We start from the raw sequence: 24,096 nt of genomic DNA, 5'->3' as shown, positions 1-24,096 counted from the left end.
AGCCGGTTTTGGGGCGTGGCGCAAGTTCAAAGTGCCATGGCACCAAGTGCCAGCGCCAAAAAAAACGCGGCGCCGCGGCCGGCTCTATTTCTGCCTGAGCCATTTGAGCACTTCCATGCTCGGATAGCCGTCCTGGGTCAAGCCGACCTTTGCCTGATAGGCCATGATGGCGGTCTTGGAACCGTCCCCGATCTTGCCGTCGAATTTGCCGTCGTAAAGCCCGTGCTGCGAAAGCCGCTTCTGCAACTCCTGTCTTTCCTCGAAGGTAAGCTTGGTGAAAGGCCGCTTCCAATCCTGGACCAGGCCGCTGCCACCGGCGATCTCGTCGGCCAGAAGGCCGACGGCGAGGGCATACTTGTCGGCGTTGTTGTAGGCCTTGATGACCGAAAAATTCCTGATCATCAGGAAGGCCGGCCCGCCACGGCCATCCGGCACCTTCAGTGTCGCCTTGTCCGTGAGGTTCCTGAACGGCTTGCCGCTGGCCCTGACGACGCCGAGCGTCTCCCACTGCGCCAGCGTTTTCGCTCCGCCGGGCAATTTGCCGGCCGGCAGCGTGACTTCGTAGCCCCAGGTCTTGCCGGCTTGCCAGCCGTTCTTCTTCAACAGATTGGCGGCGGTCGCCAGCGCATCGGGGATGGAATTCCAGATGTCGCGCTTGCCGTTGCCGTCCATGTCTACGGCATAGTGCTGGTAGCTGGTGGGGATGAACTGGGTCTGGCCCATGGCGCCGGCCCATGAGCCCATCAAATGGCTTTCGTCGATGTCGCCGGTCTGCAGGATTTTCAGTGCCGCGACCAACTGCGTGCGGGCAAATTTCGATCGTTTCGGGTCGCCATAGCCCAAAGTCGCCAGCGAGCGGATGACATTGCGCATGATGTCGTCGCGCTTCAGGATCTCGCCATAGTTCGATTCCATCGACCATATCGCCAGGAGGACGTAGCGGTCGACACCAAACCTCGCCTCGATCCTGTCCAGCCACGGCTTCCATTTTTTCGCCATCGCCTGGCCGTTGGCCACCGATTGGTCATGCACGCGATTGTCGAAATAATCCCAGGCGGGCGCGGTGAATTCCGGCTGCGTGCGCGCCTTTTCCAGCACCACCGGATCGGGCTCGTTGATGCCCCGGAAGGCTTGGTCATAGACAGACCCGGAAACGCCGCCCGCCACAGCGGTGGCACGGAAACTGGCGACCCACTGCCGGAAACCGGCGTCGGCGAAGGCTGGCCCGGCGGGCATCAACAGAGCAAGCGAGAGGCTGGCCGCCGTCATGACGCTGGTGAAACGTTTTGCGGCATTGCGAACGGACATGTTTTCCTCCTTCTCTGTCTCAGGAAAGACCATTCATCGCCGAACCGGGTTAGGAATTGGTTTACCATAGGCGTCGTCTGGAACGAAAAGACACCTGATGCTTTACCGGTGGAAGCTCCCCTCGGTTGTGCAGGTAATCCTCAATTCCGGCGTGAAAATGTCGACTGACGGGATTGCGGAGCCGGCCATCACATGGATAATTGAAAGCATGAAGAGAGTTCGCAAGGCAGTTTTCCCAGTCGCCGGCCTCGGTACGCGGTTTCTCCCAGCCACCAAGGCTGTTCCCAAGGAGATGCTGACCGTCGTCGACAGGCCGGTCATCCAGTATGTTGTCGATGAGGCCCGTGAAGCCGGCATCGAGCATTTCATCTTCGTGACCGGCCGCAACAAGGCGGTCATCGAGGATCATTTCGATATCCAGTTCGAGCTCTATGACACGCTGGCCCAGCGCGGCAAGGACGAGCAGCTTGCCCGCTTGCAGCGGCTGCAGCCAGCGCCGGGGCAGACCAGCTTCACCCGCCAGCAGGTGCCGCTCGGCCTTGGCCATGCGGTCTGGTGCGCGCGCGAGCTGGTCGGCGACGAGCCGTTCGCGCTGTTGTTGCCCGACATGATCATGCAGTCGGAAAAGAGCTGCATGAAGTCGATGGTCGAGCTCTACGAGGAAACCGGCAACAACATCATCGCCGTGCAGGAATGTGACCCGGCGGAGACCCACAAATACGGCATTGTCGGCCGCGGCGAGGATAAGCATCACGGCTTCCGCATCACCGAGATGGTGGAGAAGCCGAAGACCGGCACCGCGCCGTCCAACCTTTACATCAACGGCCGCTACATCCTGCAGCCGGAGATTTTCAAGATTCTCGAAGGCCAGGAAAAGGGCGCCGGCAACGAAATCCAGCTCACCGACGCGATGCTGAAGCTGGAGAAGCAGCAGTCCTTCTATGGCTATCACTATCAGGGCCGCACTTTCGACTGCGGCTCGCCGGAAGGTTTTGTGGAGGCCAATGTCGCTTTCGCGCTGTGGCGCAGCGACATGAACCATAGCATGGCCGGTGTCATCCGCACACTTCTCGACGAGATGAAGCCCTCGGAGCGGCGCGGCGCTGCTTTCTAGGTCGCGGGGCGAGTTTGGCCGACCGCAGGCCCCGCGCCTTCGTCATCCTTGGGTCTGCGCCGCGTCGCTTCGCTCCTTGGCACGCCCCAGGATGATGAACCTCAGACGTCCTCAGCGTTGCACTTTCACGCCGAGATAGATGCTGTTGGCGGTGTAGTCGCGGCCGGGCAGGTTGCTGGTCAGCTTTTCGGTTCTCACCCGGCTGGTGAGGCCGGCATAGCGGTTCAGCCACCAGGTCAGGCCGGCCTCGGCGCTCAGGATCCTGTCATGACCATCGATGCCGATATAGTCTCGCCAATCGAGGCCGAGTGCCGCATTGCCGGTAAGGTTGGCGCGGATCTGCCGCTCGGCCGTCAGGCGGCCGGAGTAGAGGATATCGCCGCTTTCCCCAGCGGTGGTCGTGGTCTCGACGGTGGTCTTGCCGGTCAGGCCGATCGTGGTTCCGCGCTCCGGCGACCATTTGAGATCGGCGTTGACGGTCGCGCCTGAAATAGGCTCCAGGCTCTTGTCATCAAGCGCTTCCCTCAGCCACCCGGCCGAGAATTCACCCGATAGCTTCTCACCCATGTCGAGTTGCAGGCCGGCGCGGGCGCCGAAGCGCGTCGAGGAGCGCTCGAAGCCTTCATTGTCGATGCGCTGATCATAGAGGCGACGGCCGAGCTCGACTTCCGTGAACGGGGTAATGGCCGGGGAGATTTCGTAGCCGGTGCGCAGGGTCGCCGTGTAGAGCGTCGAGTCCTGATCCTTCTGCGACAGCGAGGTGCCGTCCGAAAGTTTCGCGTCGCCATAGAAGTCGTGCGAGACCGCGCCGGTCAACGTGTACTGCATCTTGCCGACGGCCTTCTCGACGCCGAGGCTGCCGTCGATCGTCTGCCGCAGCGGCTGGGTGCTGACGCCGGCAATGGCGTTGGGTGATGAGGCCGTTTCCGGCACGGCTTCGTAGCCGAGCTTGGCGATAGCGCGCAGTTCATTGTCGAGGTCCATATTGAACTGGCCTTCGATGCGGCCTTGCCCATCGTGAACCGGGTAACCTGACACGGTCTCGCGGAACAGGCCGTAGCCGTCGATAGTGGCGGAGTTTTCGCGCCAGTCGGAAACCGCTGAAAAGCGCAGCGCCGTCTCCGACAGCAGCGCCGATGTGCCGGCACTGCTCGAATCGCCATTGGTCGTGGCGGTCACGCCCTGTTCGATCGTTGGCCGGATGGTGAAGGACCCCCATTTGACGCCGGTAGCGGCGAACGGATCGTCCTCGGCCTTCTTGGTCAGGCCTTCGATGGCGGCGGTGCGCTCGGCGCCGGGGTCGAGCTTCTGCCGCTCGGCGCTGTCGATGGTGAGGGCACGCCGGTTGGCCGCTTCCTGGTCCGTCGCGGCGGTGTCGCTGCCATCGGTCACGGCCCCGGTGGTGTCAGTGGTCGCGGCGGTTGTCTTCTTTTTCTTCACCTTGTCGGCCGCCTTAGCCTCGGCCTTGGTCTTGTCCTGATCCGCTGCGGTCTGCCCGCCAGTCGATGGGCGGCGGCGGGGCTTGGGCGTCGTCGGATCGGCGGTTGACGTGTCGTCGTACGCCTGCGGCGGATCGAAAATACTGCCTGTGGCGGCATCGGTGCCCGTGCCGTCAGGAACGGCGCCGGCGCTGGCCGGCAAATAGGTACGCGGCTGCGTGTCGTCTTGCGCGGCATCAGCCGGTTGTTGCTGGCCCTGGGCAGCGAGGACCAACTGCCTTGCCTTGCGTTGCTGATCGGACAGGATCGCCGATTCGGAAACCTCGCCGCGCAGCTCCGTTTCCTGGGCATGGAGCGGAGCCGGGCGCAGCAAGGCGAGCATGCTGGTCGCCAGCAACAAGGCACATGCCGCCTTGCCCTGTCGTCCTTTTGGTTTTTCTGGCTGGGCCCCGGACATCGCCACCACTGCTTGCGCGGCGCCCGCGCGCCATACTTACCGAACCGTAAATGGGGATGGTTAACGGAGGGTTGAGGTAGCGGTTGTTCGGGCGGCTAAAGCGCCGCTGTTCGTAGACTCGCGCGTTGCGCGCGAGGCCTCTGCGGTCTGGGTGTCACCGCCATTTCTGTTGGACAGGCGGACGGCAAAGCGCTAATCGCATCATCCATGCATGCGAGATCCCTCGATAAGAAGCCCCTGGACAGGCAAGCGTCGATCGATTCGGCGCTGAGAACGGTGGCAACCGAGCAGGCGGGAATCGCCGCTCTGGCCGAAGCGCTCGAGAACGGACTGGCCGCGCCTTTCGCGCAGGCCGTAGACATGATCTCGAAGATCGATGGCCGACTGATCGTCACCGGTATCGGCAAAAGCGGCCATATCGGCTCCAAGATCGCGGCGACGCTGGCTTCGACCGGCACGCCGGCCTTCTTCGTACATCCCGTCGAGGCCAACCATGGCGATCTCGGCATGATCGCCAAGGACGACGCGATCATCGCCATATCATGGTCGGGCGAGAGCAAGGAGATGATGGGCATCGTCACCTATTCCAGGCGGTTCTCCATCCCGCTCATCGCTATCACCTCCGGCGAGACATCGGCGCTGGCGCGCGCGGCCGACATCGTGCTGCTTTTGCCGCGTACGCCCGAGGCCTGTCCGCACGGATTGGCGCCGACGACGTCGACGTTGCTGCAACTGGTCACAGGCGATGCACTGGCGATCGCGCTGCTCGAGGCGCGCGGATTCACGCCGGATCATTTCCGCACCTTCCACCCCGGCGGCCAGCTCGGCGCCAACCTGACCACGGTCTCCGAGATCATGCGGGTCGGCGAGCAGATGCCGCTCGCTGTACTCGGTACAAAGATGCCGGAGGCGGTGATGACGCTGTCGCAAAAGAAGGTCGGCTGCGTCCTGATCGTCGACGCGAACGGCGAGCTGGCCGGGATCATCACCGACGGTGACGTCGCGCGCAACCTGCATCGCAACCTGGCCGATGTCATCGTGGACGAGGTGATGACCCGCACGCCTAAGACGGTCGATCCGCAGACGCTTGCCGGGACGGCGATCGCGCTGCTCAACGAGCACAATATCGGTGCGCTGGTGGTGACCAGGAACAACATGCCGCTGGGCGTGGTTCATTTCCACGACCTACTGCGCATCGGCGCAGCTTAAGGTATTGATATTCAGGTGATGCCGGCCTGCGAAAGACGGCTTTCTGCGCTTCCGGTGCTCACGTACTTAAGTACGCTCCGCTCCGGTTCTCGAAAGCCATCCTTCTCGACTCGGCCTAACCTGAATCTCAACACCTTAGGGCGTTGGCGCTGTCTGAAACTCAGACCTGCTCCACCGTCAATTCCAGATCGGTATCGGCGGCGGCGGTGACGCGCACCTGCGTGCCGGCCGGCAGATCCGGGCCGGAAACCCGCCACAACGTATCGCCGAGCTTGATACGGCCGCGGCCGTCCCGGATCGGTTCGGCGAGCGTCGCCATCTTGCCGATCAATTGCGCGCCGCGACGGTTGAGTAGTGGCTGGTCGCTCGGCTGGTCGCGGCCGCCCATCAGTTTCTTGCCGATGAAAGCCGAAACCAGCGACAGCACGAGGAAGACGAGCACCTGGACCTGCCAACTCCAGATGGCGGCATTCCAGATCAGCAGCGATGCCGCGCCAACGATCAAGGCGGCGATGCCGATCCACAGCATGAAGAAGCCCGGCGCGATGACCTCCACCACCAGCAGCACGAAGCCCAGAACCATCCAGTTCCACGGGCCGAGTTCGGAAATAATGCGGTCGATCATGATCTTGACCCACTCACAATGACATCAGTTATCACTTGGCTTGACGACCGGCGGGCGTGAAACCTGCCGTTGCGTGCCAGCCGGGCCATCGCCCTTGAAGACTTCCCGGGCGATCTCGCCGATGCCGCCCAGCGAGCCGATCAGCGACGACGCCTCGAAAGGCATCAGCACGATCTTGCTGTTGGTGGCGGAGCCGATCTTGCCGAGCGCCTCGGTGTATTTCTGGGCGACGAAGTAATTCAACGCCTGCACGTCGCCCTTGGCGATGGCTTCCGACACCACTTGCGTGGCGCGGGCTTCGGCCTCGGCGGAGCGTTCGCGCGCCTCGGCGTCGCGGAACGCGGCTTCCTTGCGGCCTTCGGCCTCGAGGATCTGCGACTGCTTGAGGCCCTCGGCGGCGAGGATCTGCGCGCGCTTGTTGCGCTCGGCCGTCATCTGGCGGCCCATCGATTCGATCAGGTTGGCCGGCGGATTGATGTCCTTGATCTCGACGCGGGTGATTTTGATGCCCCACGGATGCGCGGCTTCGTCGACGACACGCAGCAGGCGCTCGTTGATGGCGTCCCGGTTGGACAGCAGCTCGTCGAGGTCCATCGAGCCCATGACGGTACGGATGTTGGTCATCGTCAGGTTGAGGATGGCGTTCTGCAGGCCGGCGACCTGATAGGCGGCCTGCGCCGCATTGAGTATCTGATAGAAGGCGATGCCGTCAACGCCGACTATGGCGTTGTCGCGGGTGATGATTTCCTGGCTCGGAACGTCGAGCACCTGCTCCATCATGTTCATCTTGGCGCCGATGCGATCGACGAAGGGCGTGATCAGGTTGAGGCCCGGGCTCAGTGTCTTTGTGTAACGGCCAAAGCGTTCGACGGTATAGTTGTAGCCTTGTGGAATTGTCTTGATGCCCTTGAACAGCACCAGCACGACAAGCGCGACCAAAACAACGACCGCAATATCGAAACCACTGAAATCCATTTGGCTCTCCCTCAGAGGCAGGCCGCGAGAGCCATTCCCGCGCAGCCGGCTTCACCAAAGACTTAAGTGCGTTTCAGCAACGTTACAATCAGGTGATGAGGGATTGTTTGCGGGCTGCGCTCAACGGTTGAAGGCAAACAGTCCTGCATCCGTGTCGTCCAGCCCGCCGATCGAGGCGGAGACGATCTCGGAAGCGATGCGCGAGAAGGTGATGCCGTTGCCGCCATAGCCCATCACCGCATGAATGCGCGGGTGCCTCGGAATGGCGCCGATATAGGGCAGGCCGGTGGTCGTGGTGCCGAAGGAGCCGGTCCAGGCAAATTCAGGCCTGACGTCGAGATGCGGAAACAGCTGGCTTTTGCGGCGATGCGCGCGCTCTTGTCGGCGATCTGCTCGTCACGCCGTGTTTCGTCGACGAAATCCTCGTCCTCGCCGCCGCAGATGACCCTGCCGTCGGCCGTCGTCCTGACATAGAGGTATGGGTCGGACGCTTCCCAGACGAAGGTTGCCCGGGGCCAGAGCTTTCGCGGTTGCGGGCAGGTCGCGATCGCCCAGGTCGAGATGATCCGGTGGGCCGCCGCCGGCACGATGTCGATCAGTTCATAGCCGGTGGCCAGCACCATTTGCCGTGCCGTGATGGTCGGGCCGTCTTTCGTGGCCACGACCACCTTGTTGGCGCCGTCCTCGATCCTTGTCGCTTCGACGGGAGCGTGGAAGCGCGCCTTGCGTTCCAGTGCCTTGAGAAACAGCCCGGCCGTCAGTTTGCATGGATCGAGCGCGATGTTGCCGTGGCTGTGGATGGCGCCATCGCGATCGATGCCAAATGTCTGCGCCAACGGCGCTGATGTGAGGTAGGTCGCGTCGATGCCGGCCTCCCGCCGCGCCTGGGCTTCGCCCCGGAGTTGCGAAGGGCCGAGCATGGTGCCGGCCAGATAGAGCGATTGGCTGCGGCTCAGAGCGCAGTTGATGCCGAGTTCGGCGATGCGGGCGGCAAGATTGGAAACGGCGAGCCGTGAGCGCCGCCAGGCCTGCTGGGCGGAGGCCTTGCCGATCATCTTCGATAGAGTTGAAAGCGGCTGGTCGATTTCGAACTGCACCAGTGCGGTGGTTGCCGCAGTCGAACCTTTCAGCGGTCCGCGCCGGTCAATGCAGATGACGGAGTGGCCGTCCGCCGTCAGCGCTTCGGCCATCATGGCGCCGCTGATGCCCATGCCGACGATGAGCACATCCGCTTTGGCGTCGCGGGTCAGCGCTGAAGCCGGCACGCTGGGTGCCCGATAGGCGGACCAGACAGGCCGGCCAGTTCTGAGGTCGAGTTTGCGGGGCATCGAATTCTCCGGAAGCGCGGCTCAACGCTGCGGAGGGGCCGTTGTTCCGGTCTCAGACCCAGCCGGACAGTTCGCGCCGCACCATCGCCTCGATCACCGCCATGCCTTCGGCGCTGTCGTTGAGGCAAGGGATATGGGCGAAATTCTTGCCGCCGGCGTGGTGGAAGGTCTCGGCGGCCTCGCGGCCGATTTCATCCAGCGTCTCGATGCAGTCGACGGAAAAGCCAGGATTGACGATAGCGATCGACTTGACGCCGTCCTTGCCCAGTTTCTCCACGGTCTGGTCGGTATAGGGCTGCAGCCATTCCTGGGCGCCGAAGCGGGACTGGAAGGTGGTGATCAGCCTGCTCTCGCTCCAGCCGAGCTTCTCGCGCAGCAGCCGCGTCGTTTCCAGGCAATGCGCCTGATAGGGGTCGCCCTTGTCAGAATAAGGTTTCGGGATGCCGTGATAGGAGGTGATGACGACGTCCGGTTCGAAATCGAGTGTTGCCAGATGCCGTTCGATCGAGGAGGCGAGCGCCTCGATGTAGACAGGCTCGGCATAATAGGGCGGCACGCTGCGGATGGCCGGTGCCGCCCGCATCTTCATCAAGGCGCGAAACAACTGGTCATTGGCGGTCGCCGTCGTCGTCGCCGAATATTGCGGATAGAGCGGAAAGGTCAGGATGCGGTCGCAGCCTTGCACGAGCAGATTTTGGGCGACGCTCGCAGTCGAGGGGTTGCCATAGCGCATCGCCCAATCGACGACGACATCGGGAAGGTCGCGCAGTGCCTCGGCCAGCTTTTCGGATTGGGCGCGCGTGTAGGTGCGCAGCGGCGACTCGTTCTTCTCCTGGTTCCAGATCCGAGCATAATTGGCGCCTGATTTCGTCGGCCGCGTGGTGAGCACCAGGCCGTAGAGGATCGGATACCAGACCGCCCTGTTGAGCTCGATAACGCGCGGATCGGACAGGAATTCCCTGAGATAGCGCCACATCGGCTTGAAGCCGGTGCCGTCGGGCGTGCCAAGATTGATCAGCATGACGCCGACCTTGCCCGCTCCGGCAGGCGCGTGACCCGCCGTCAGGCCAACCGGCTTGGCGGCTTTGGGATCGACAGCGGTGGTTAGCGTCATAAGGGTTCTCCGGACACGGCGTGAAACTAGCGATGGCACGCCGGTTTTCAATGCCGCGTCTGGCCGCACCTTATCGCGTTTCCAGCCGAAAACAGAACACCCGCCCGGTTTCCCGCGCGGGTGTTTGTGAGAAGGCGAAGTGACGTTACTTTGCCGGGATGGTCAGCGTGGCGCCGGGCATAAGCCGATGCGGCCTTTGACCCTGGTTGGCTTCATAGATGACTTTCCATTTGGTCGCGTCGCCATAGGCCTTTTTGGCCAGATCCCAATAGGTGTCGCCGGTTACGATGACATGGCTGCTCCCGGAAGGTGCGGCCTCGGCCGGCTTTGCCGGTTCTGATGACGCCGGGGTTGCGGGGGCAGCAGCCGGCGGAGCGGGCGGGGGCGGTGCTCCTTCCGTCGGAATGGCCGGCGGCGTGTTGGCGATATTGCCTGAATTGCTGGGCAACTCCGGCATCGCAGGCGCGGCGTCGGCGGGTTTCGCCGGTTCTGCCGGCTTGGCGGCATCGGCTGGTGCCGGGGCCGCCGGAGCCGCCTCGGCCGGCTTGGCTGGTGCGGCTGCCGGGGCAGCGGGAGCTGCAGCTGTTGTCGCGGCGATCTCGGTGATGCGGCCGTCGAGCTTGGGCGTGTAGGGCCGGTGGGCGCCGAGATAATCGGCGACAACCGTTTCCAGGCCGGGACCATAATCATAGGCGTTCCTGGCCTTGTCGGCGAAGACCTTGTAGCCATCGCCGCCCTGGCGCACGTAATTGTTGGTGGCGACCAGATAGTCCTTGTCGGGATTGATCGGCGCCCAGGCGCCGTTTTCCATCACTTCCACCGATTTGACGCGGCCGGCGTTGGGCGCGACCGACTTGTCGAAGGAATATTTGAGACCCGCCACCTGGGGGAAACGTCCGGCGCCGTCCTCGATCTGGCTGAGGCCGTTCTCCAGCCCGGCAACTAGGTCCTTGCCGGAAATCTGGAAGGTCGCCAGCGTGTTCTGGAACGGCAGCACCGTCAGCACCTCGCCCATGGTGATGGTGCCTTTGTCGATCGAGGCGCGCAGGCCACCGCCATTGGAGATCGCTATCTCGACGCCCTGTCCCTTGACGCGGTCCAGGATGGCGTCGGAGACGAGATTGCCCATCGCGCATTCGCGCGCGCGGCAACTCTTGCGGCTGCCGTCGATGACATCGGTGGTCTCGGCCACTTCCTTGTTCTTCAAAGCCTCGATCGGCGCGCCGAGTTCCTTGATGCGGGCGAGTACGGCGGGATCCGGCGTGATCGACTTGTCGAGATAGATCGGATCGCCGCTGGCCGATTTGACCACGCCATTGTCGTCGAACACGACCTTGAACTCGCCGAGATATTTCGAATAGGACGCCGCCTGCACCACCGGCACCTTGTAGCCGCCGGGATTGTCGACCATCGTCGGATAGGGGCCTGCCGCCTTCGGATCGGTGTTGGACAAAAGCGTGTGGCTGTGGCCGCCGACAACGACATCGATGCCAGGGATCTTGGCAATGACGTCGCGCTCCCTGTTGTAGCCGATATGGGTGATGGCGATGATCTTGTTGATGCCTTGCGCCTGCAGTTTCTCGACCTCCGCCGTGATCGACTTGACGTCGTTTTCTATTGCGATGTTCGGGCCGGGGGAAGCGAGTTCGGGCGTGTCGTTGGTGACGGCGCCGATGATGCCGATCTTCTGGCCGCCGACTTCCACGACGATCGATGGCTTGACGCGGTCGCCGAGCTTGGACTGCGCGTTGGCTTTCACGTTGGCGCCAAGCACGGGGAATTTGATCATGTCGAGGAACGGCGCCAGCGCCGCTTCGCCGTCGTCGAACTCGTGGTTGCCGAGCGCCATGGCGTCGAACTTCATATCGTTGAGAAACTCGCCTTCGACCTTGCCCTTGTAGGTCGTATAGAACAGTGAGCCCTGGAAATTGTCGCCGGCGCTGAGCAACAGCATGTTCTGGCCCTGGAGCTTCTTGCGTTCCTGGGCGATCGCGGTGATCAGCCGGCCCGCGCCGCCGATGCACTCGCCCTTGGTCTCTTCGTCGGCCGAGCAGGTCGTTTCATATTTGTTGTTGCCTTCGATGCGGCTGTGCCAGTCGTTGATGTGCAGGATGTTCAATGTGTAGTCGGCAAATGATGTTCCGGCCGACAGGCCAAGCGTCGATGCGGAAAGAGCGGCAATGGCGGCAAGCTTCTTCATCTTCGTCTCCCGACAGGCTGATCAGAGGCGTTTAGCGCGCTTGCTTGACTGGGGTATAACAGCCAGCCTTTTGACCATGTTCCCATCGTGTTCCGGCTGAGGCAAGCGCAAAACCCGGGGTATTTGCAAGCGCAAAACCCGGGGTATTTGCCGGCGCAAAAAAGGACGGCGGCCAGTGGCGCCGTCCCTGATGAGCTCGATGTCTGCTGGTTCAGACGCGCCGTGTCAGCACGAAGTTCTGGCCGGCTGAACTGGTGCAGTTCAGCTGGCTGGTGGACACCAGCAGGCAGTTGAAGCTGACGCCGGTCTGGCGGATCAGCGAGGTGCCGTTGATCTGCACCGACGTTGGGCCGGTCATCGTGTAGCTGCCATCGGCAAGCTTCTGGCCGGTATCGGTGGCGACGGTCGTGAACTTTCCGCCATTGAAGGTCGACAAGCCGGTGCCCTTGGCATCGATCCACGACCCTTCGACGCCTTTCGGCGCGGCTGCCATCGGCGGCGCGTCCGGACCGCTGGTGGTACAGGCCGCGAGCATCGTGGAAATGGCGCCCGCCACGCCCATCGAAAGAACTTTGCGCGCAATAGTCATGTGAAATCCTCTCCAAACGCATCAGCCCAAAGATCGGATCCGATTTTGGAAGGCATGATGCGAACGTCCAAAGTGCTGGAGCGGGCATGCGTCCCACAAGACGCACGCTGCTCAGGCCGCATCTCTTCAATCGCCCGATTTCCGGGCGATTGCAAGGCAATAGGGCAGGGTGCGCGCGATGCTATCGGACCAGGATGTTGCGGAATTGCCACGGGTCGCTACGGTCGAGGTCCTCGGGGAAGAGGCCCGGGCGCCGGTCGAGCGGCGTCCAGTCGGTGTAGTAACCCTTGACAGGCCCGAGATAAGGCAACTGCACGTCGAGGCAGCGCCTGTAATCCATCTCGTCGGCCTCGACGATGCCGGCCTGAGGATTTTCCAGCGCCCAGACCATGCCGGCCAGAACCGCCGAGGTGACCTGCATGCCGGTGGCATTCTGATAGGGCGCCAGCTTGCGCGCCTCGGCGAGCGACAGTTGCGAGCCGTACCAGTAGGCGTTCTTGTCGTGGCCGTAGAGTAGGACGCCGAGCTCGTCGACGCCGTCGACCAGTTCGTTCTCGTCAAGCACGTGGTGCACCGGCTGAGGCTTGCCGGCGGCGCCGAACATCTCGTCCAGCGACAGCATCGCGTCGTTGCAGGGATGGTAGGCATAGTGGCAGGTCGGCCGGTACTGAACCTTGCCCTTCTTCGAGCGGACGGTGAAGAAATCGGCGATCGAGATCGCCTCGTTATGCGTCACCAGCAGGCCGTATTGGGCGCCCGGGGTCGGGCACCAGGAGCGCACGCGCGTGTTGGCGCCCGGCTGCTCGAGATAGATCGCGGCCTTGGAGCCGTGCTTGTGCTTCTTGCCGTTCTTCGGCATCCACTTCTCATGTGTGCCCCAGCCGAGTTCGGCGGGCTGCAATCCTTCCGAGATGAAGCCCTCCACCGACCAGGTGTTCCAGAACACATCCATCGGCTTCGGCTTCTTGGTGCGCTGGGTGTCGCGCTCGGCGATGTGAATGCCCTTGACGCCGGCCTTCTTCATCAGCTTGGCCCAGCCTTCACGGTCGTCCTGTGCCGGCTCCGAGAAGTCCATGCCAAGGTCGGTGGCGAGGTTGACCAGCGCCTGCTTGACGAACCACGAGACCATGCCCGGGTTGGCACCGCAGGTGGAGACGGCGGTGGCGCCGCCCGGCTTGTCGTGCTTTTCCTTGATCAGCGCTTCGCGCAGCGCATAGTTGGTGCGGCTGGCATTGTCGGCCTTGGCATCGAAATAGAAGCCCAACCACGGCTCGACGACGGTGTCGATGTAGAGCATGCCAAGCTTGCGGCAGAGCCGCATCAGGTCCACCGAACCGGTATCGACCGACAGGTTGACGCAAAAGCCCTGGCCGCCGCCATTGGTCAAAAGCGGCGTCAAAAGCTTCTTATAGTTCTTCTCGGTCACCGCTTCCTGGACGAAGGCGATGCCGCGCTCGTCGAGCAGCTTGCGGTCGGTATCGCGCGGGTCGATGACAGTCATGCGCGACTTGTCGAACTTGAAATGGCGTTCGATGAGAGGCAGCGTTCCCCGTCCGATCGAACCGAAGCCGATCATCACCACAGGGCCGGTGATCTCACCGTAAACAGGCCAGTTTTCATTCGCCATTTTATCGAGCACTCCTTCAGACACGTGCAAAAAAAGCCGGGCATTTTCGCCAACGGCCATGCGCTACATCACAGATCATTGTCATAAACCAGCGAAAAGCGCCAACCCGTGGCTAGCCGTCCTTGGCCATGTGGTTAAGGACCGACACCAGCCGATCGCGGTCCGATGTCAGGCCCTTGTAGTCGAGCTGGGCAAGATCGAGCTCTTTAAGCTGGGCGGCAAAGGACATTGCGAGCGTCGCCCGGTCGGGGTGCCGCGCCAGTACGGCGAGCGGATCGAGATGGATTCGGATGGTGAACAGGATGTCGCGCGAAGAGGGCAGCTTGCGCAGCGTCTGGCGCTCGACGCGGATGAAGGCGTGCGCCTTGACGTCACCGTCGGGAAAGCGTGTCGGCCGGTTCGTGGCGCGGTCGATGCGCTCGACGTTGGACAGCGGATGGTAGAGCGCACCGCCCGACTGGATCGACCAGTTGTAGCGTTCGACGGCTTGTCCCTGCAGGCCGTCGAACATGCGATTGATCAATTCGGCCGGCCTGGTGCCCGGGCCGAAGCCCGGCACCGGCGCGTGGATCTGCTGCAGCGGCTTGCCGAATTTTTCATTGAGCGACCAGGACGAAGGGAAGCACAGCGAAGCCGCGGCGAGCCGCCAGCCGCTGTCGTCGCGGCGCATCAGGATCAAGTCTTCCTGAACCAGCAGGGAGGCTTCGACGAGCGGTGCGCTGCAGATACCGGAAGACAGGGCAGGTTGCTTCGTGGCGCCCACAATTTCGATGCCCGCATCGGTGCGCCTATAGGTGCCCGGAAATCTCTGAGGCAGGTATGCGCCGAGCAGGTCGAGCACTTCCTGCTGGGCGTCGCGCGTGTCGTCCTCCTCGACGAAGACCCGCTCCGGAATTTCGGCGTAGAGCCGGCGTTTCTCGGCGAGATACGCAGGCAGATGGTCGTCGATCTCGATCCAGTCCGCGGGGTCGAGCGGCTTCAGCCCGATGGTGAAGAGTTTCGAGGAGCCGTCATAGGGCGTATGGGTGGGCTGGCGAAGACTCATTTTCGACTGTCGCATTCTCCGGGCCGCCTGTCAGGCCAGCCTCGCCGGGATCAGGCCGCGCAGCGAATTGCCGACGAACACCGCCTTGGCCAACATCAGATCATCGTAGCTGTAGATTGCTTCCTCGGCCCGGCCTTCATCCAGAAGCGCCTCGCGTAGTACGCCAGGCAGCAAGCCACAGTCGAGCCGGGGTGTTGCCAGCACGCCGTCGCCGAAATCGGCGAAGATATTGGTGATGGTGCCCTCGCAGATTTCGCCTCGCTCATTGGCCAGGATCACCTCGTCGGCCTGGGTGACGAGATATTCGCAGCGGGCATGGGTGTAGAGCTGGCGCCGGCTGGTCTTGTGGCGCAGCAGCTTGTTGTTCGAATCGAGCCTCGTTCGCGCCAGCCGCAGCATCCAGACCTTGTCGGCGGCGAGCGGTTCATAAGGCTGCGCCGAGGCGGTCGCGTCGCCGTTGCGCGACAAGGCAAGCCGGGTGCGCATGGCGCCACGGGCGCCATCGAGGGCGTCGCTCAACACCTCCGCGATCCTTCGCGAATCGCAGGCAAAGCCGAGCTCCGCCGCCGAACCATAGAGCCGCGCAAGGTGGCGATCGAAGCGCAGGAAGCCCGTCCCCGGCTCCCAGCGCATGGTCTCGATCAGCTCGAAATCGGCGGTGTCCCCATCGCGAAGCGGGCTTTGAGCAGACACTCCTGATACTCCTCTTCGGCGACCGAATCGAAAACGATGCCGCCGCCGACATTGTAGGCGGCCTCGCCATTGGCAAAGAGCGAGATGGTGCGGATCGCCACCGAAAAGCGCATGGTGCCTCCGGGAGCGATCCAGCCGATGGCGCCGCAATAAACGTCGCGCGGCATGCCTTCCAGATCGTGCAGGATTTCCATGGTGCGGATTTTTGGCGCCCCGGTGATCGAGCCGCACGGGAACAGCGCCGCGAATATCTGGCGAATCGACAGCCCCGGCAGCAGCTTCGCCCTGACGTCGCTGACCATCTGGTGAACAGTCGGGTAGCTCTCGATGCGGAACAGTTCCGGCACCTCCAGCGTGCCGACCTCGCTGATCAGCGAGATATCGTTGCGCAGGAGATCGACGATCATCCGATTCTCGGCCTGGTTCTTTTCGTCGTTGCGCAGGAAGTTCTTCTGCCGCTCGTCTTCTGCTTTGGTCGCACCGCGCGGCGCGGTGCCCTTCATCGGATGGGTCTCGATCATGCCTTGCGCGTCGATTTCGAAGAAGAGTTCGGGCGAGCGCGACAGCACGATCGGGTTCCCCATTGCGACCAGCGCGCCATATTTCACCGGTTGACGTTCGGTCAGCGCGTCGAAGGCTGCCAGCGGATCGCCCGACCATTGCGCCTGCACCGGAAAGGTCAGATTGCCCTGGTAGCAATCGCCTTGTCTGATGTGCTGGTGCAGCCGCTTAAAGCGCTTCTCATAGTCGTCGAACGACCAGGCCGCCCTTGCATCGAAGATCGGACCATTGGTCGCCGCTGCCGTGCGTTCAGGTACCGCCTCCTCCACCGGCGCATCGAAGACGCCAAGGCAGACCAGCGGCGCCCGGCGCCCCCCCGGCAGCAGGGGCACAAGTTTCGGCTCGAGCAGGTAACCCGCCTCATACGAGAAATAGCCGGCCAGCCATTTGCCGGCGTCGTGCGCGGCTTGCGCGGCTTGCAGCGCCGGCGCGAAATCCCGGGCGCCATGCGCCACGATGATGTCGGCCGGCCGGTCGAAAACGAGCTGGCGCGCGCTGTCGTCGTTGCGGAAAATGGCGGCGGGCAGGGACATGGGAACCGAGATCGATAAGGCCGACGATCGCTCTATATGGGAGGTCGGCCGCGCGCAATCGAGGGAACGGCACCCTGTCCCTCAAAGCCGACCTATGGGCCGACCTTAGGCGACCTGCCCTGCGGCAAAGAAAACCGGCGGCGCCCGTGGCGTCGCCGGTTGTTGCCCTTGCCTTGGCCGTTCAGCTATTGCTGGAAGTTCCCGCGCTGGGGAAGCGCCGGGCGAATTCCCTCTCGTCGCCGGCGGCCAGCAGCTTGGCCTGTTCGACCCAGCGCTCGCGTTCGACGCGACCGCCGAATTGCAGGGCGTGTTCGATCCGCTCGATGTCGTCGGCCGTCCAGGCTGCGATCTGGGCGAAGCTGGTCACGCCTTGTCCCCTGAGCAGCTTCTCGTTGACCGGGCCGATGCCGATCAACCGGCGCAGATTGTCGGGCTTTGCCGCTGCCGGCTTGACTGCCGCCGGTGCAGCCTTCTTGGCGGCTACCGGCCTGGACGCGGCCGAACTCTTTGTTGCCGAAGCTGGGGAGACTGCGGGCTTGCTCGCGGCCGGTTTGGCTGGAGCGGATGGCTTCGGCGCGGCCGATTTGGCTGTGGTCGCTGGCGCGGCCTTCGCGGCTGGTTTGGCAGGCGCAGCCTTGGCCGCCGCCGGAGCGGATTTGGCAGCAGCCGGCGCCGACACCGGGGCTGCCGGCGACTGACTGGCCTTTGCCGCGCCGGTTCCCGAGGAAGCCTGCGCCTCGCGCAACTGGCGCTCGAGATCGGCGCGGGTCTTGCCACATGCATTGAGTTCGCCGGTCAGGCGGTCGCTGTCGGCACGCAGCCTGTCGCGCTCGCCACGGGTGCGGTCGAGGTCGCCGCGCAGGCTGTCGAGCTCACCGCGCAGCCGGCCCCAGAGGAACCAGCCAACCAGTACACCCACAAGGAACGCCAGGAGCATGTAGAAAAAAGTGCCCATTGTCTCTCTCTCCAGTCAGGTCCGTCTGCCGTGGCATGAGGCCATGACTTTCGGCGGGACTACTCGATGGTGGTTCCACGGCTCGCGGAACAGCCTGCTTCGGTCGAGCTGTCGGCGATCGGCTTTGCCTGCCTGTGGCCAACGGCCGTTATCGCGTTCGCCTGAGCGCCACGGCCGGCTGAGATTTTCCCGCCGATCCGCACGCGCTCCGGCTGAACTTGCAGCGAAGGCTATCATAGAGCTTACGGAAAGCTATCCGAAAACTTTCGCGGAGAGTTCTTCAAGAACAAATATTTAGGACAAGAATAATGTGGTTCCAGCACGTTTTCCGGCGAAACTGTTCTTCGCGGACGAGAGACATATCAGCCGTCCAGTGCTTCCAGTTCGTCGATCAGGCCGCCGATCACGCCAAGTCCGATCTGCCAGAAGGCGGGATCGGTGGCGTCGAGCCCGAAAGGCGCCAGAAGCTCGGAGTGATGCTTGGTGCCGCCGGCGCGCAACATCTCGAAATACTTGTCTTGGAAGCCCCGCTCGGCATTCTGGTAGACGGCGTAGAGCGAGTTCACCAGGCAGTCGCCGAAAGCATAGGCGTAGACGTAGAAGGGCGAGTGGATGAAGTGCGGAATGTAGGTCCAGAAGACCTCGTAGCCCTCGCGCAACTTGATCGCGGGCCCCAGGCTCTCGGCCTGCACCTCCAGCCAGAACTGGCCGAGCCTGTCGGATGTCAGTTCGCCGTTGCGGCGCTCGGCATGCACCTTGCGCTCGAATTCGTAGAAGGCGATCTGGCGCACCACCGTGTTGATCATGTCCTCGACCTTCTGGGCGAGCATGGCCTTGCGCTCACGCCTGTCTGTGGTCCGCTCGAGCAGCGAACGAAAGGTCAGCATCTCGCCGAAGACGGAGGCCGTCTCGGCCAGCGTCAGCGGTGTCGAGGCCATCAGTGCCCCCTGGCCGGCGGCCAGCACCTGGTGCACGCCGTGACCAAGCTCATGCGCCAGCGTCATCACGTCGCGCGGCTTGCCCATGTAGTTGAGCAACACATAGGGGTGCGCGGAGGGCACGGTCGGGTGCGCGAAGGCGCCTGGCGACTTGCCCGGGCGCACCGGGGCGTCGATCCAGTTGCGGTCGAAGAAGGTGCGTGCGATCTCGGCCATTTCGGGCGAGAAGCGATGGTAAGCCGAGAGTACCGTGTTCCGGGCCTCATCCCAGCCGATCACCGCCTGCGGCGTCTCCGACAGAGGCGCGTTGCGGTCCCAATGGTTCATCACCTCCATGCCAAGCCAGCGCGCTTTCATCGCGTAATAGCGATGCGACAGGCGCGGATAGGCCTCGCGCACCGCGGTGGCGAGCGCGTCGACCACGCCACGCTCGACCCGGTTGGCAAGGTGCCGTGAATCGGCGATGTCCTCGAAGCCGCGCCAGCGGTCGGAGATTTCCTTGTCCTTGGCCAGCGTGTTGGTGATCAGCGTGAAGGTGCGCAGATTCTTGCGGAAGGTCGCGGCCAGCGCCTCGGAGGCTCGGCGGCGCACCTCACCATCGGCATCCTGCAGGCGGTTCAGCGCTGGCTCCAGTGTCAGCTCCTCGCCATCGACGTCGAAACGGAGGTCGGTCATCGTCTCGTCGAACAGGCGGTTCCAGGCGCCGCGCCCGGTGATCGACTTCTCGTGGAAAACCTGCTCGACGCGATCCTCGAGCTGGTAAGGTTTGTCCATGCGAAGGTCGAGCACCCAGGGCCGGTAGTGGCCGAACACCGGGTCGGCAACGAGCGCTCCTTCGATCGCGGCGTCGTCGATCAGGTTCAGTTCGAGCGCGAAGAACAAAAGATGCGCGCTGGCGTCGGTCATCTTCTCCTGGACGTCGCCATAGAGCTTGGCGCGCTGCGGGTCGGCGGTGTTGCCGGCATAGATCAGGCCGGCATAGGAGACGATGCGGCCGATCAGCTCTTCCAGTGCTTCATAGGCAACCAGCGCCTCGCCCAGCCTGCCGGCGCCGCCGCGCCCGGCCTCGGTGGCGAGCGTGCCCTTCCAGCGCGTTTCGAACGCAATCGCGTCGGCGGCGGCCCTGGCGATGTCACGCTTCAGTTCCGGCGCGTCCATGCCGGCATAGAGGTCGGCAAGGTTCCATTCCGGCAGATCGCCAAGCTCGGCCGCGCCCTGACCGGACGCCGGTGCCGCAAGCCGCCGACCAAACATCATGCGCATCGACAATACCTTTTGTGAATTACGAGGTCAGAATCAAGGGGCCAGAATCGGGGAGAATGGAGAAGCCGGTCAAATCCTAAGGAATTCGTTCACCGGGTTTTTTGAAACCTTCTTTAGAACCCTGTGCCAAGATGATCCATGGGGATATCGGGCGCGGGCAAGCCAAGACAGTCATGACAGGTTCCATACTCATAGTCGATGACGATCCCGTGCAGCGCCGGCTGCTCGAAGCCGCGGTGACGCGCTTCGGCCACACGGCCACCGTGGTCAACAGCGGCGCCGCCGGGCTCGACGTGCTTGACGGGCCCGGTGCCCGCGACGTCTCGGTGGTTATTCTCGACCTGGTCATGCCCGGACTCGACGGCATCGGCGTGCTGAAGGCGATGCGCGAACGCGACATCAGCGTGCCAGTCATCGTCCAGACCGCGCAGGGCGGCATCGAAACCGTGGTTTCGGCGATGCGCCACGGCGCCTTCGACTTCGTCGTCAAGCCGGCTTCGCCCGACCGGCTGCAAGCTTCGATCTCCAATGCGCTCAAGGTCGAGGCGGTCGAGGGCGAGGTCAAGCGCACGTCGCGCAAACGCGGCGGGCTGCTGACCTTCAGGGACATGATCACCCACAGTCCGGCCATGGACCGGGTGATACGCCTCGGCCAGAAAGCGGCTGCCTCAAACATCCCGATCCTGATCGAAGGCGAATCCGGCGTCGGCAAGGAATTGGTGGCCCGTGCCATCCAGGGCAGCGGCGACCGCCGCTCGAAACCATTCGTCACCGTCAATTGCGGCGCCATCCCCGATAATCTGGTCGAGAGCATCCTGTTCGGCCACGAAAAAGGCTCGTTCACCGGCGCCACCGACAAGCACACCGGCAAATTCGTCGAGGCGCATTCCGGCACGCTGTTTCTCGACGAGATCGGCGACCTGCCGCTCGATGTGCAGGTGAAGCTGTTGCGCGCCGTCCAGGACGGCGAGGTCGACCCGGTCGGCGGCCGCTCGACCGTCAAGGTCGACATAAGGCTGATTTCAGCGACGCACCGCAACCTGCTGCAGCAGGTCAAGGACGGTAAGTTCCGCGAGGACCTCTTTTACCGACTGAACGTCTATCCGATCTTCGTGCCGCCCCTGCGCGACCGCCGCGACGACATTCCCCACCTGGTCACGCATTTCATGGAGAAGGTGGCGCCGGCCGACCCTCGGCGTCGCCTGCAAGGCATTTCGGCGGCAGCGCTTGCCGTGCTGCAGGCCTATGATTGGCCTGGCAACATCCGGCAGCTGGAGAACGCCGTCTTCCGCGCCTCGGTGCTGTGTGAAGGCGACGTGCTGACGATCGATGATTTTCCGCAGATCCGCGCGCAGGTTGAAGGCATCGTCAATCTCGAAACGGACGATGCGGCGCCTCACGTTTCGTCGCCCGCGGGGCCGTGCGATGAGGAGGTGCTGGTCGGCGACGACGTTCCGGCGGCAGAGTCCGATCCGCCGGCCATGTTTCAGCCCAGATTCGGCACGCTGCGGGCACTCGACGAACGCGGCAATGTGCGGGCGCTGGCCGACGTCGAATTCGAGATGATCAGGCTCGCCATCGATCACTATAACGGCCAGATGAGCGAGGTCGCCCGGCGTCTCGGCATCGGCCGCTCGACGCTTTACCGCAAGCTAAAGGAATACGGCATCGATCCGGAAACAGGCCGTATCGACCGGCTCGCGTCCTAGATCATCGGTTCACGGAAGCAGAACCGCTCTCCTTGGTTATGAAGCAATTCCAGGAAAATGGCTTCGCGCTTTCCTGAAATTGCTCTCGCGCAAGGCCGGGACAAGTTTTCCCCGTCACGATATCGCTTGATGGAGTGTCGCTGCCGCATCAGGGCGGGTTGGGGCGACGCTCGATGGGACATTGTTCACGCATTAAGGCTAACGGTAACAGATCGTGTTTCGGCCAAAGCCGGAAACGTGATGTAAACCAGCGGTTTACCAAGAGACCTCGTGAATAATTTTTGACGGGAAATCGCCATGGTGTTACCGCATTTCGACTTCAATAAGCGATGATTAACCACTAGGATCGATATTCGGATGTGAAAACGACACGTCCGTTTGGGCAAATCCGGGGACAAACGGCAGCCTGCAAGGCCTTTTGATTTGAACAGAATCGAACGACTCACAAACGGGCGTCATAATCATTTGAGCGTCTGGCCGGCATGGCTGGCTGTGATGATTGTCGCATTTGGGTTTGTTGCCGCGGCTGCCACCGGCGCCCAGGCCGAAGTTCGCTCGCTGAAGCTCTATCATCTCCACACGCACGAGAAGGCCGAGATCGTCTACAAGCGCAATGGCCGCTACGATCCGGAAGGCCTGAGGAAGATCAACATCATCCTGCGCGACTGGCGTCGCAACGAGCCGACCAAGATGGACCCGCGTCTGCTGGACCTGGTCTGGGAGGCGTATCGGGAAAGCGGCGCCACCGACTATATCCAGGTCGTCTGCGGCTATCGTTCGCCATCGACAAATTCGATGCTGCGCAGCCGCAGCAAGGGCGTCGCCGAGAAGAGCCAGCATATGCTCGGCAAGGCAATGGATTTCTACATTCCCGGCGTGCCGCTGAAGAAGTTGCGCAACATCGGCCTGAAGATGCAGGGCGGTGGCGTGGGCTATTATCCGACCTCGGGTTCGCCGTTCGTCCATATGGATGTCGGCAATGTGCGCCACTGGCCCGGCATCAGCCGCCAGGAACTGGTCAGCCTGTTTCCGAACGGCAAGACGCTGCACGTGCCGAGCGATGGCCGGCCGCTGCCTGGCTATGAACAGGCGCTGGCCTCCTACAAGGCACGCAAAGGTGCTGGTACGCCCAACGTCGAGCTTGCGAGTGCCGGCGGCAAGAGGTCCGGTGGGTTCCTCTCTGCCTTGTTTGGCGGCGGCGGCTCCGATGAAGCCGACGATAGCGCCGATGTCGAGACCGCTTCGGCTGCCCCTGCGCCCAAAGCTAGAGACCTGAAGCCGGCCGCGACTGCCAAGAGCAGCAACCTCCCGGGCATTGCCATCGTGGCGCCTGAGAATGCACAGCGCGCCAACATTCCGCAGGCCGCCGACGAGCAGGCTCCGGAGCCGGAGAAGGATACGCCGGAAACGATCATTGCCGCGCTGCCGGCCAAGGAGATTCCGCTGCCCGATTTCGCGCCGCGGCCGAAGGCCGATATCGGTGCGCAGCCGCCTGCGAATGTTCCGTTCGCCATGGCGGATGCGACGGCGACCACCGAACAGGCCGTGGCGACCGCGCAGGCGCCGGCGAACATGCCTTTCGGCAAGGCCGACCCTGCTGCCATGGCGGCTGCGGCAGCAGCCGATCCGGCGCAGGTTGCGGCCAACAACATCCCCTTGCCGACATGGCGTCCCGAACACTCGCTGCCGGCGGACCTCGCACCGCCGCCCGGCAAGGACGTACTGATGGCGCTGGCTGAAACCGCTGATCGCGGCAAGACGGCGACCGATGCGTTCTCGGTGCTGCCGACGGCGCGGCCTGAGCCGAGCAAGCCGGATGCCGTCAAGGCCGTGCTGGACGAGGCCAATGCCCAGGTCGGCAATGCTGACGAATATCAGGTTGCGTCGCTGTCCGAAGAGCCGCGCTCGGCCTTCAACGATCCGTCTGACGTCAACACCGCATCGCCGCGCCAGGCTATCGTCGCCCGCCCGGCCGGTTCCGACCCGGTCGCCGCGATCGGCGCCGGCGTGAAGACGACCCGCAAGGAAGCCAGGGCCACCGCCCGCGACCAGAAGCCCGGCCCCAAGGCTGTGGTGGTCGCCGCCGCGCCGCAGGCCGCCCGCTGGGCGCTGACCAGCGGCGAGAACGTCACCACCGTTTCCAGCGCGACGACGGCGCCGGGCTATGCGTACAACATCGTGCATACACCGCCGAGCGAGGTCTATACAGCCGGCTTCCAGTCGGGCAACCAGATGGCCGATGCCAATCGCTTCACCGGCAACGCCGTCAAGTTCCTGTCGGTCGCTCGCTTCCAGACGAAGTAACGAACGGGCCGGAATCGGAAGCCGCGCTGGGCGACCCGCGCGGCTTTTTGCCGTCCAAAAGCGCGATGCATATGGAGTTTCGAAGCGCTTGCGGCCGCTCATCGGCGACG

At 63.3% G+C, this 24,096-nt stretch carries 17 protein-coding genes and 1 pseudogene; 4 read left to right on the top strand and 14 right to left on the bottom strand.

Translation table 11 applies throughout. The features are described from left to right. Positions 1 to 84: 84 nt before the first annotated feature. Complete coding sequence (locus tag FJ938_RS01245) at positions 85 to 1,308, bottom strand: lytic murein transglycosylase (RefSeq protein ID WP_140690460.1); 1,224 nt, start codon at positions 1,306 to 1,308, stop codon at positions 85 to 87. A 199-nt stretch (positions 1,309 to 1,507) separates the two neighbouring features. Here FJ938_RS01245 and galU point away from each other — a divergent pair, with 199 nt between their 5' ends. Then, the gene (galU, locus tag FJ938_RS01240) at positions 1,508 to 2,422 is read left to right on the top strand and encodes a UTP--glucose-1-phosphate uridylyltransferase GalU (RefSeq protein ID WP_181165503.1); all 915 of its coding nucleotides are present in this window, start codon (positions 1,508 to 1,510) and stop codon (positions 2,420 to 2,422) included. 111 nt (positions 2,423 to 2,533) lie between these two features. On the opposite strand, the gene FJ938_RS01235 is transcribed toward galU, so the two are convergent. After that, on the bottom strand, positions 2,534 to 4,318 hold the full coding sequence (locus tag FJ938_RS01235) for an outer membrane beta-barrel protein (RefSeq protein ID WP_181168978.1): 1,785 nt from the start codon (positions 4,316 to 4,318) through the stop codon (positions 2,534 to 2,536). A gap of 207 nt (positions 4,319 to 4,525) precedes the next feature. On the opposite strand from FJ938_RS01235, the gene FJ938_RS01230 reads away from it, so the two are divergent. After that, a complete protein-coding gene (locus FJ938_RS01230) occupies positions 4,526 to 5,527 on the top strand; it encodes a KpsF/GutQ family sugar-phosphate isomerase (protein ID WP_140690455.1) in 1,002 nt (333 codons plus the stop codon). A 160-nt stretch (positions 5,528 to 5,687) separates the two neighbouring features. Here FJ938_RS01230 and FJ938_RS01225 read toward each other — a convergent pair whose 3' ends face one another. The 12 genes and pseudogenes from FJ938_RS01225 to FJ938_RS01170 all read right to left on the bottom strand — a co-directional run bounded on the left by FJ938_RS01225 (position 5,688) and on the right by FJ938_RS01170 (position 19,973). Beyond that, positions 5,688 to 6,152, bottom strand: coding sequence for an NfeD family protein (locus tag FJ938_RS01225; RefSeq protein WP_140607267.1), 465 nt, complete (start codon positions 6,150 to 6,152; stop codon positions 5,688 to 5,690). Between the two features lie 24 nt (positions 6,153 to 6,176). Continuing rightward, positions 6,177 to 7,127, bottom strand: a complete 951-nt coding sequence (locus FJ938_RS01220; protein ID WP_140607266.1) for an SPFH domain-containing protein — start codon at positions 7,125 to 7,127, stop codon at positions 6,177 to 6,179. A 120-nt stretch (positions 7,128 to 7,247) separates the two neighbouring features. Next, a pseudogene (locus FJ938_RS01215) lies at positions 7,248 to 8,455 on the bottom strand (FAD-binding oxidoreductase). A gap of 52 nt (positions 8,456 to 8,507) precedes the next feature. Next, positions 8,508 to 9,569, bottom strand: a complete 1,062-nt coding sequence (gene hemH / locus FJ938_RS01210; RefSeq protein ID WP_140690452.1) for a ferrochelatase — start codon at positions 9,567 to 9,569, stop codon at positions 8,508 to 8,510. A gap of 145 nt (positions 9,570 to 9,714) precedes the next feature. Next, positions 9,715 to 11,769 (bottom strand): bifunctional metallophosphatase/5'-nucleotidase, encoded by a 2,055-nt coding sequence (locus tag FJ938_RS01205; RefSeq protein ID WP_140690449.1) that lies wholly within the window; start codon positions 11,767 to 11,769, stop codon positions 9,715 to 9,717. 211 nt (positions 11,770 to 11,980) lie between these two features. After that, positions 11,981 to 12,358: a hypothetical protein gene (locus FJ938_RS01200; RefSeq protein ID WP_140607262.1), complete on the bottom strand. Its 378-nt coding sequence runs from the start codon at positions 12,356 to 12,358 to the stop codon at positions 11,981 to 11,983. Positions 12,359 to 12,539: 181 nt separating this feature from the next. Then, positions 12,540 to 13,985, bottom strand: a complete 1,446-nt coding sequence (locus FJ938_RS01195; RefSeq protein WP_140690447.1) for a homospermidine synthase — start codon at positions 13,983 to 13,985, stop codon at positions 12,540 to 12,542. A 112-nt stretch (positions 13,986 to 14,097) separates the two neighbouring features. Continuing rightward, positions 14,098 to 15,030, bottom strand: coding sequence for a DUF3445 domain-containing protein (locus tag FJ938_RS01190; protein WP_140690444.1), 933 nt, complete (start codon positions 15,028 to 15,030; stop codon positions 14,098 to 14,100). A gap of 30 nt (positions 15,031 to 15,060) precedes the next feature. After that, a complete protein-coding gene (locus FJ938_RS01185) occupies positions 15,061 to 15,723 on the bottom strand; it encodes an aminotransferase class IV family protein (protein WP_140690441.1) in 663 nt (220 codons plus the stop codon). Beyond that, positions 15,672 to 16,829 carry an aminodeoxychorismate synthase component I gene (locus FJ938_RS01180; protein ID WP_181168982.1) on the bottom strand — a complete coding sequence of 386 codons (1,158 nt, stop codon included), beginning with the start codon at positions 16,827 to 16,829 and terminating at the stop codon, positions 15,672 to 15,674. The genes FJ938_RS01185 and FJ938_RS01180 overlap by 52 nt, the downstream gene beginning before the upstream one ends. Positions 16,830 to 16,998: 169 nt before the next feature. Continuing rightward, positions 16,999 to 17,772, bottom strand: a complete 774-nt coding sequence (locus FJ938_RS01175; protein WP_140607257.1) for a proton-conducting membrane transporter — start codon at positions 17,770 to 17,772, stop codon at positions 16,999 to 17,001. Positions 17,773 to 18,134: 362 nt separating this feature from the next. Next, positions 18,135 to 19,973, bottom strand: a complete 1,839-nt coding sequence (locus FJ938_RS01170) for a M3 family oligoendopeptidase (protein WP_181168977.1) — start codon at positions 19,971 to 19,973, stop codon at positions 18,135 to 18,137. Between the two features lie 173 nt (positions 19,974 to 20,146). Here FJ938_RS01170 and FJ938_RS01165 point away from each other — a divergent pair, with 173 nt between their 5' ends. Then, positions 20,147 to 21,682: a sigma-54 dependent transcriptional regulator gene (locus FJ938_RS01165; RefSeq protein WP_140607256.1), complete on the top strand. Its 1,536-nt coding sequence runs from the start codon at positions 20,147 to 20,149 to the stop codon at positions 21,680 to 21,682. Positions 21,683 to 22,177: 495 nt separating this feature from the next. Then, on the top strand, positions 22,178 to 23,986 hold the full coding sequence (locus tag FJ938_RS01160; protein WP_181168976.1) for a DUF882 domain-containing protein: 1,809 nt from the start codon (positions 22,178 to 22,180) through the stop codon (positions 23,984 to 23,986). Positions 23,987 to 24,096: the final 110 nt, after the last annotated feature.

The sequence above is a fragment of the Mesorhizobium sp. B2-4-14 genome, assembly GCF_006442155.1.
Taxonomy (GTDB): Bacteria; Pseudomonadota; Alphaproteobacteria; order Rhizobiales; family Rhizobiaceae; genus Mesorhizobium.
The sequence above is the reverse complement of the archived record's forward strand: the minus strand, read 5'-3'. Positions and strand labels throughout refer to the sequence as shown.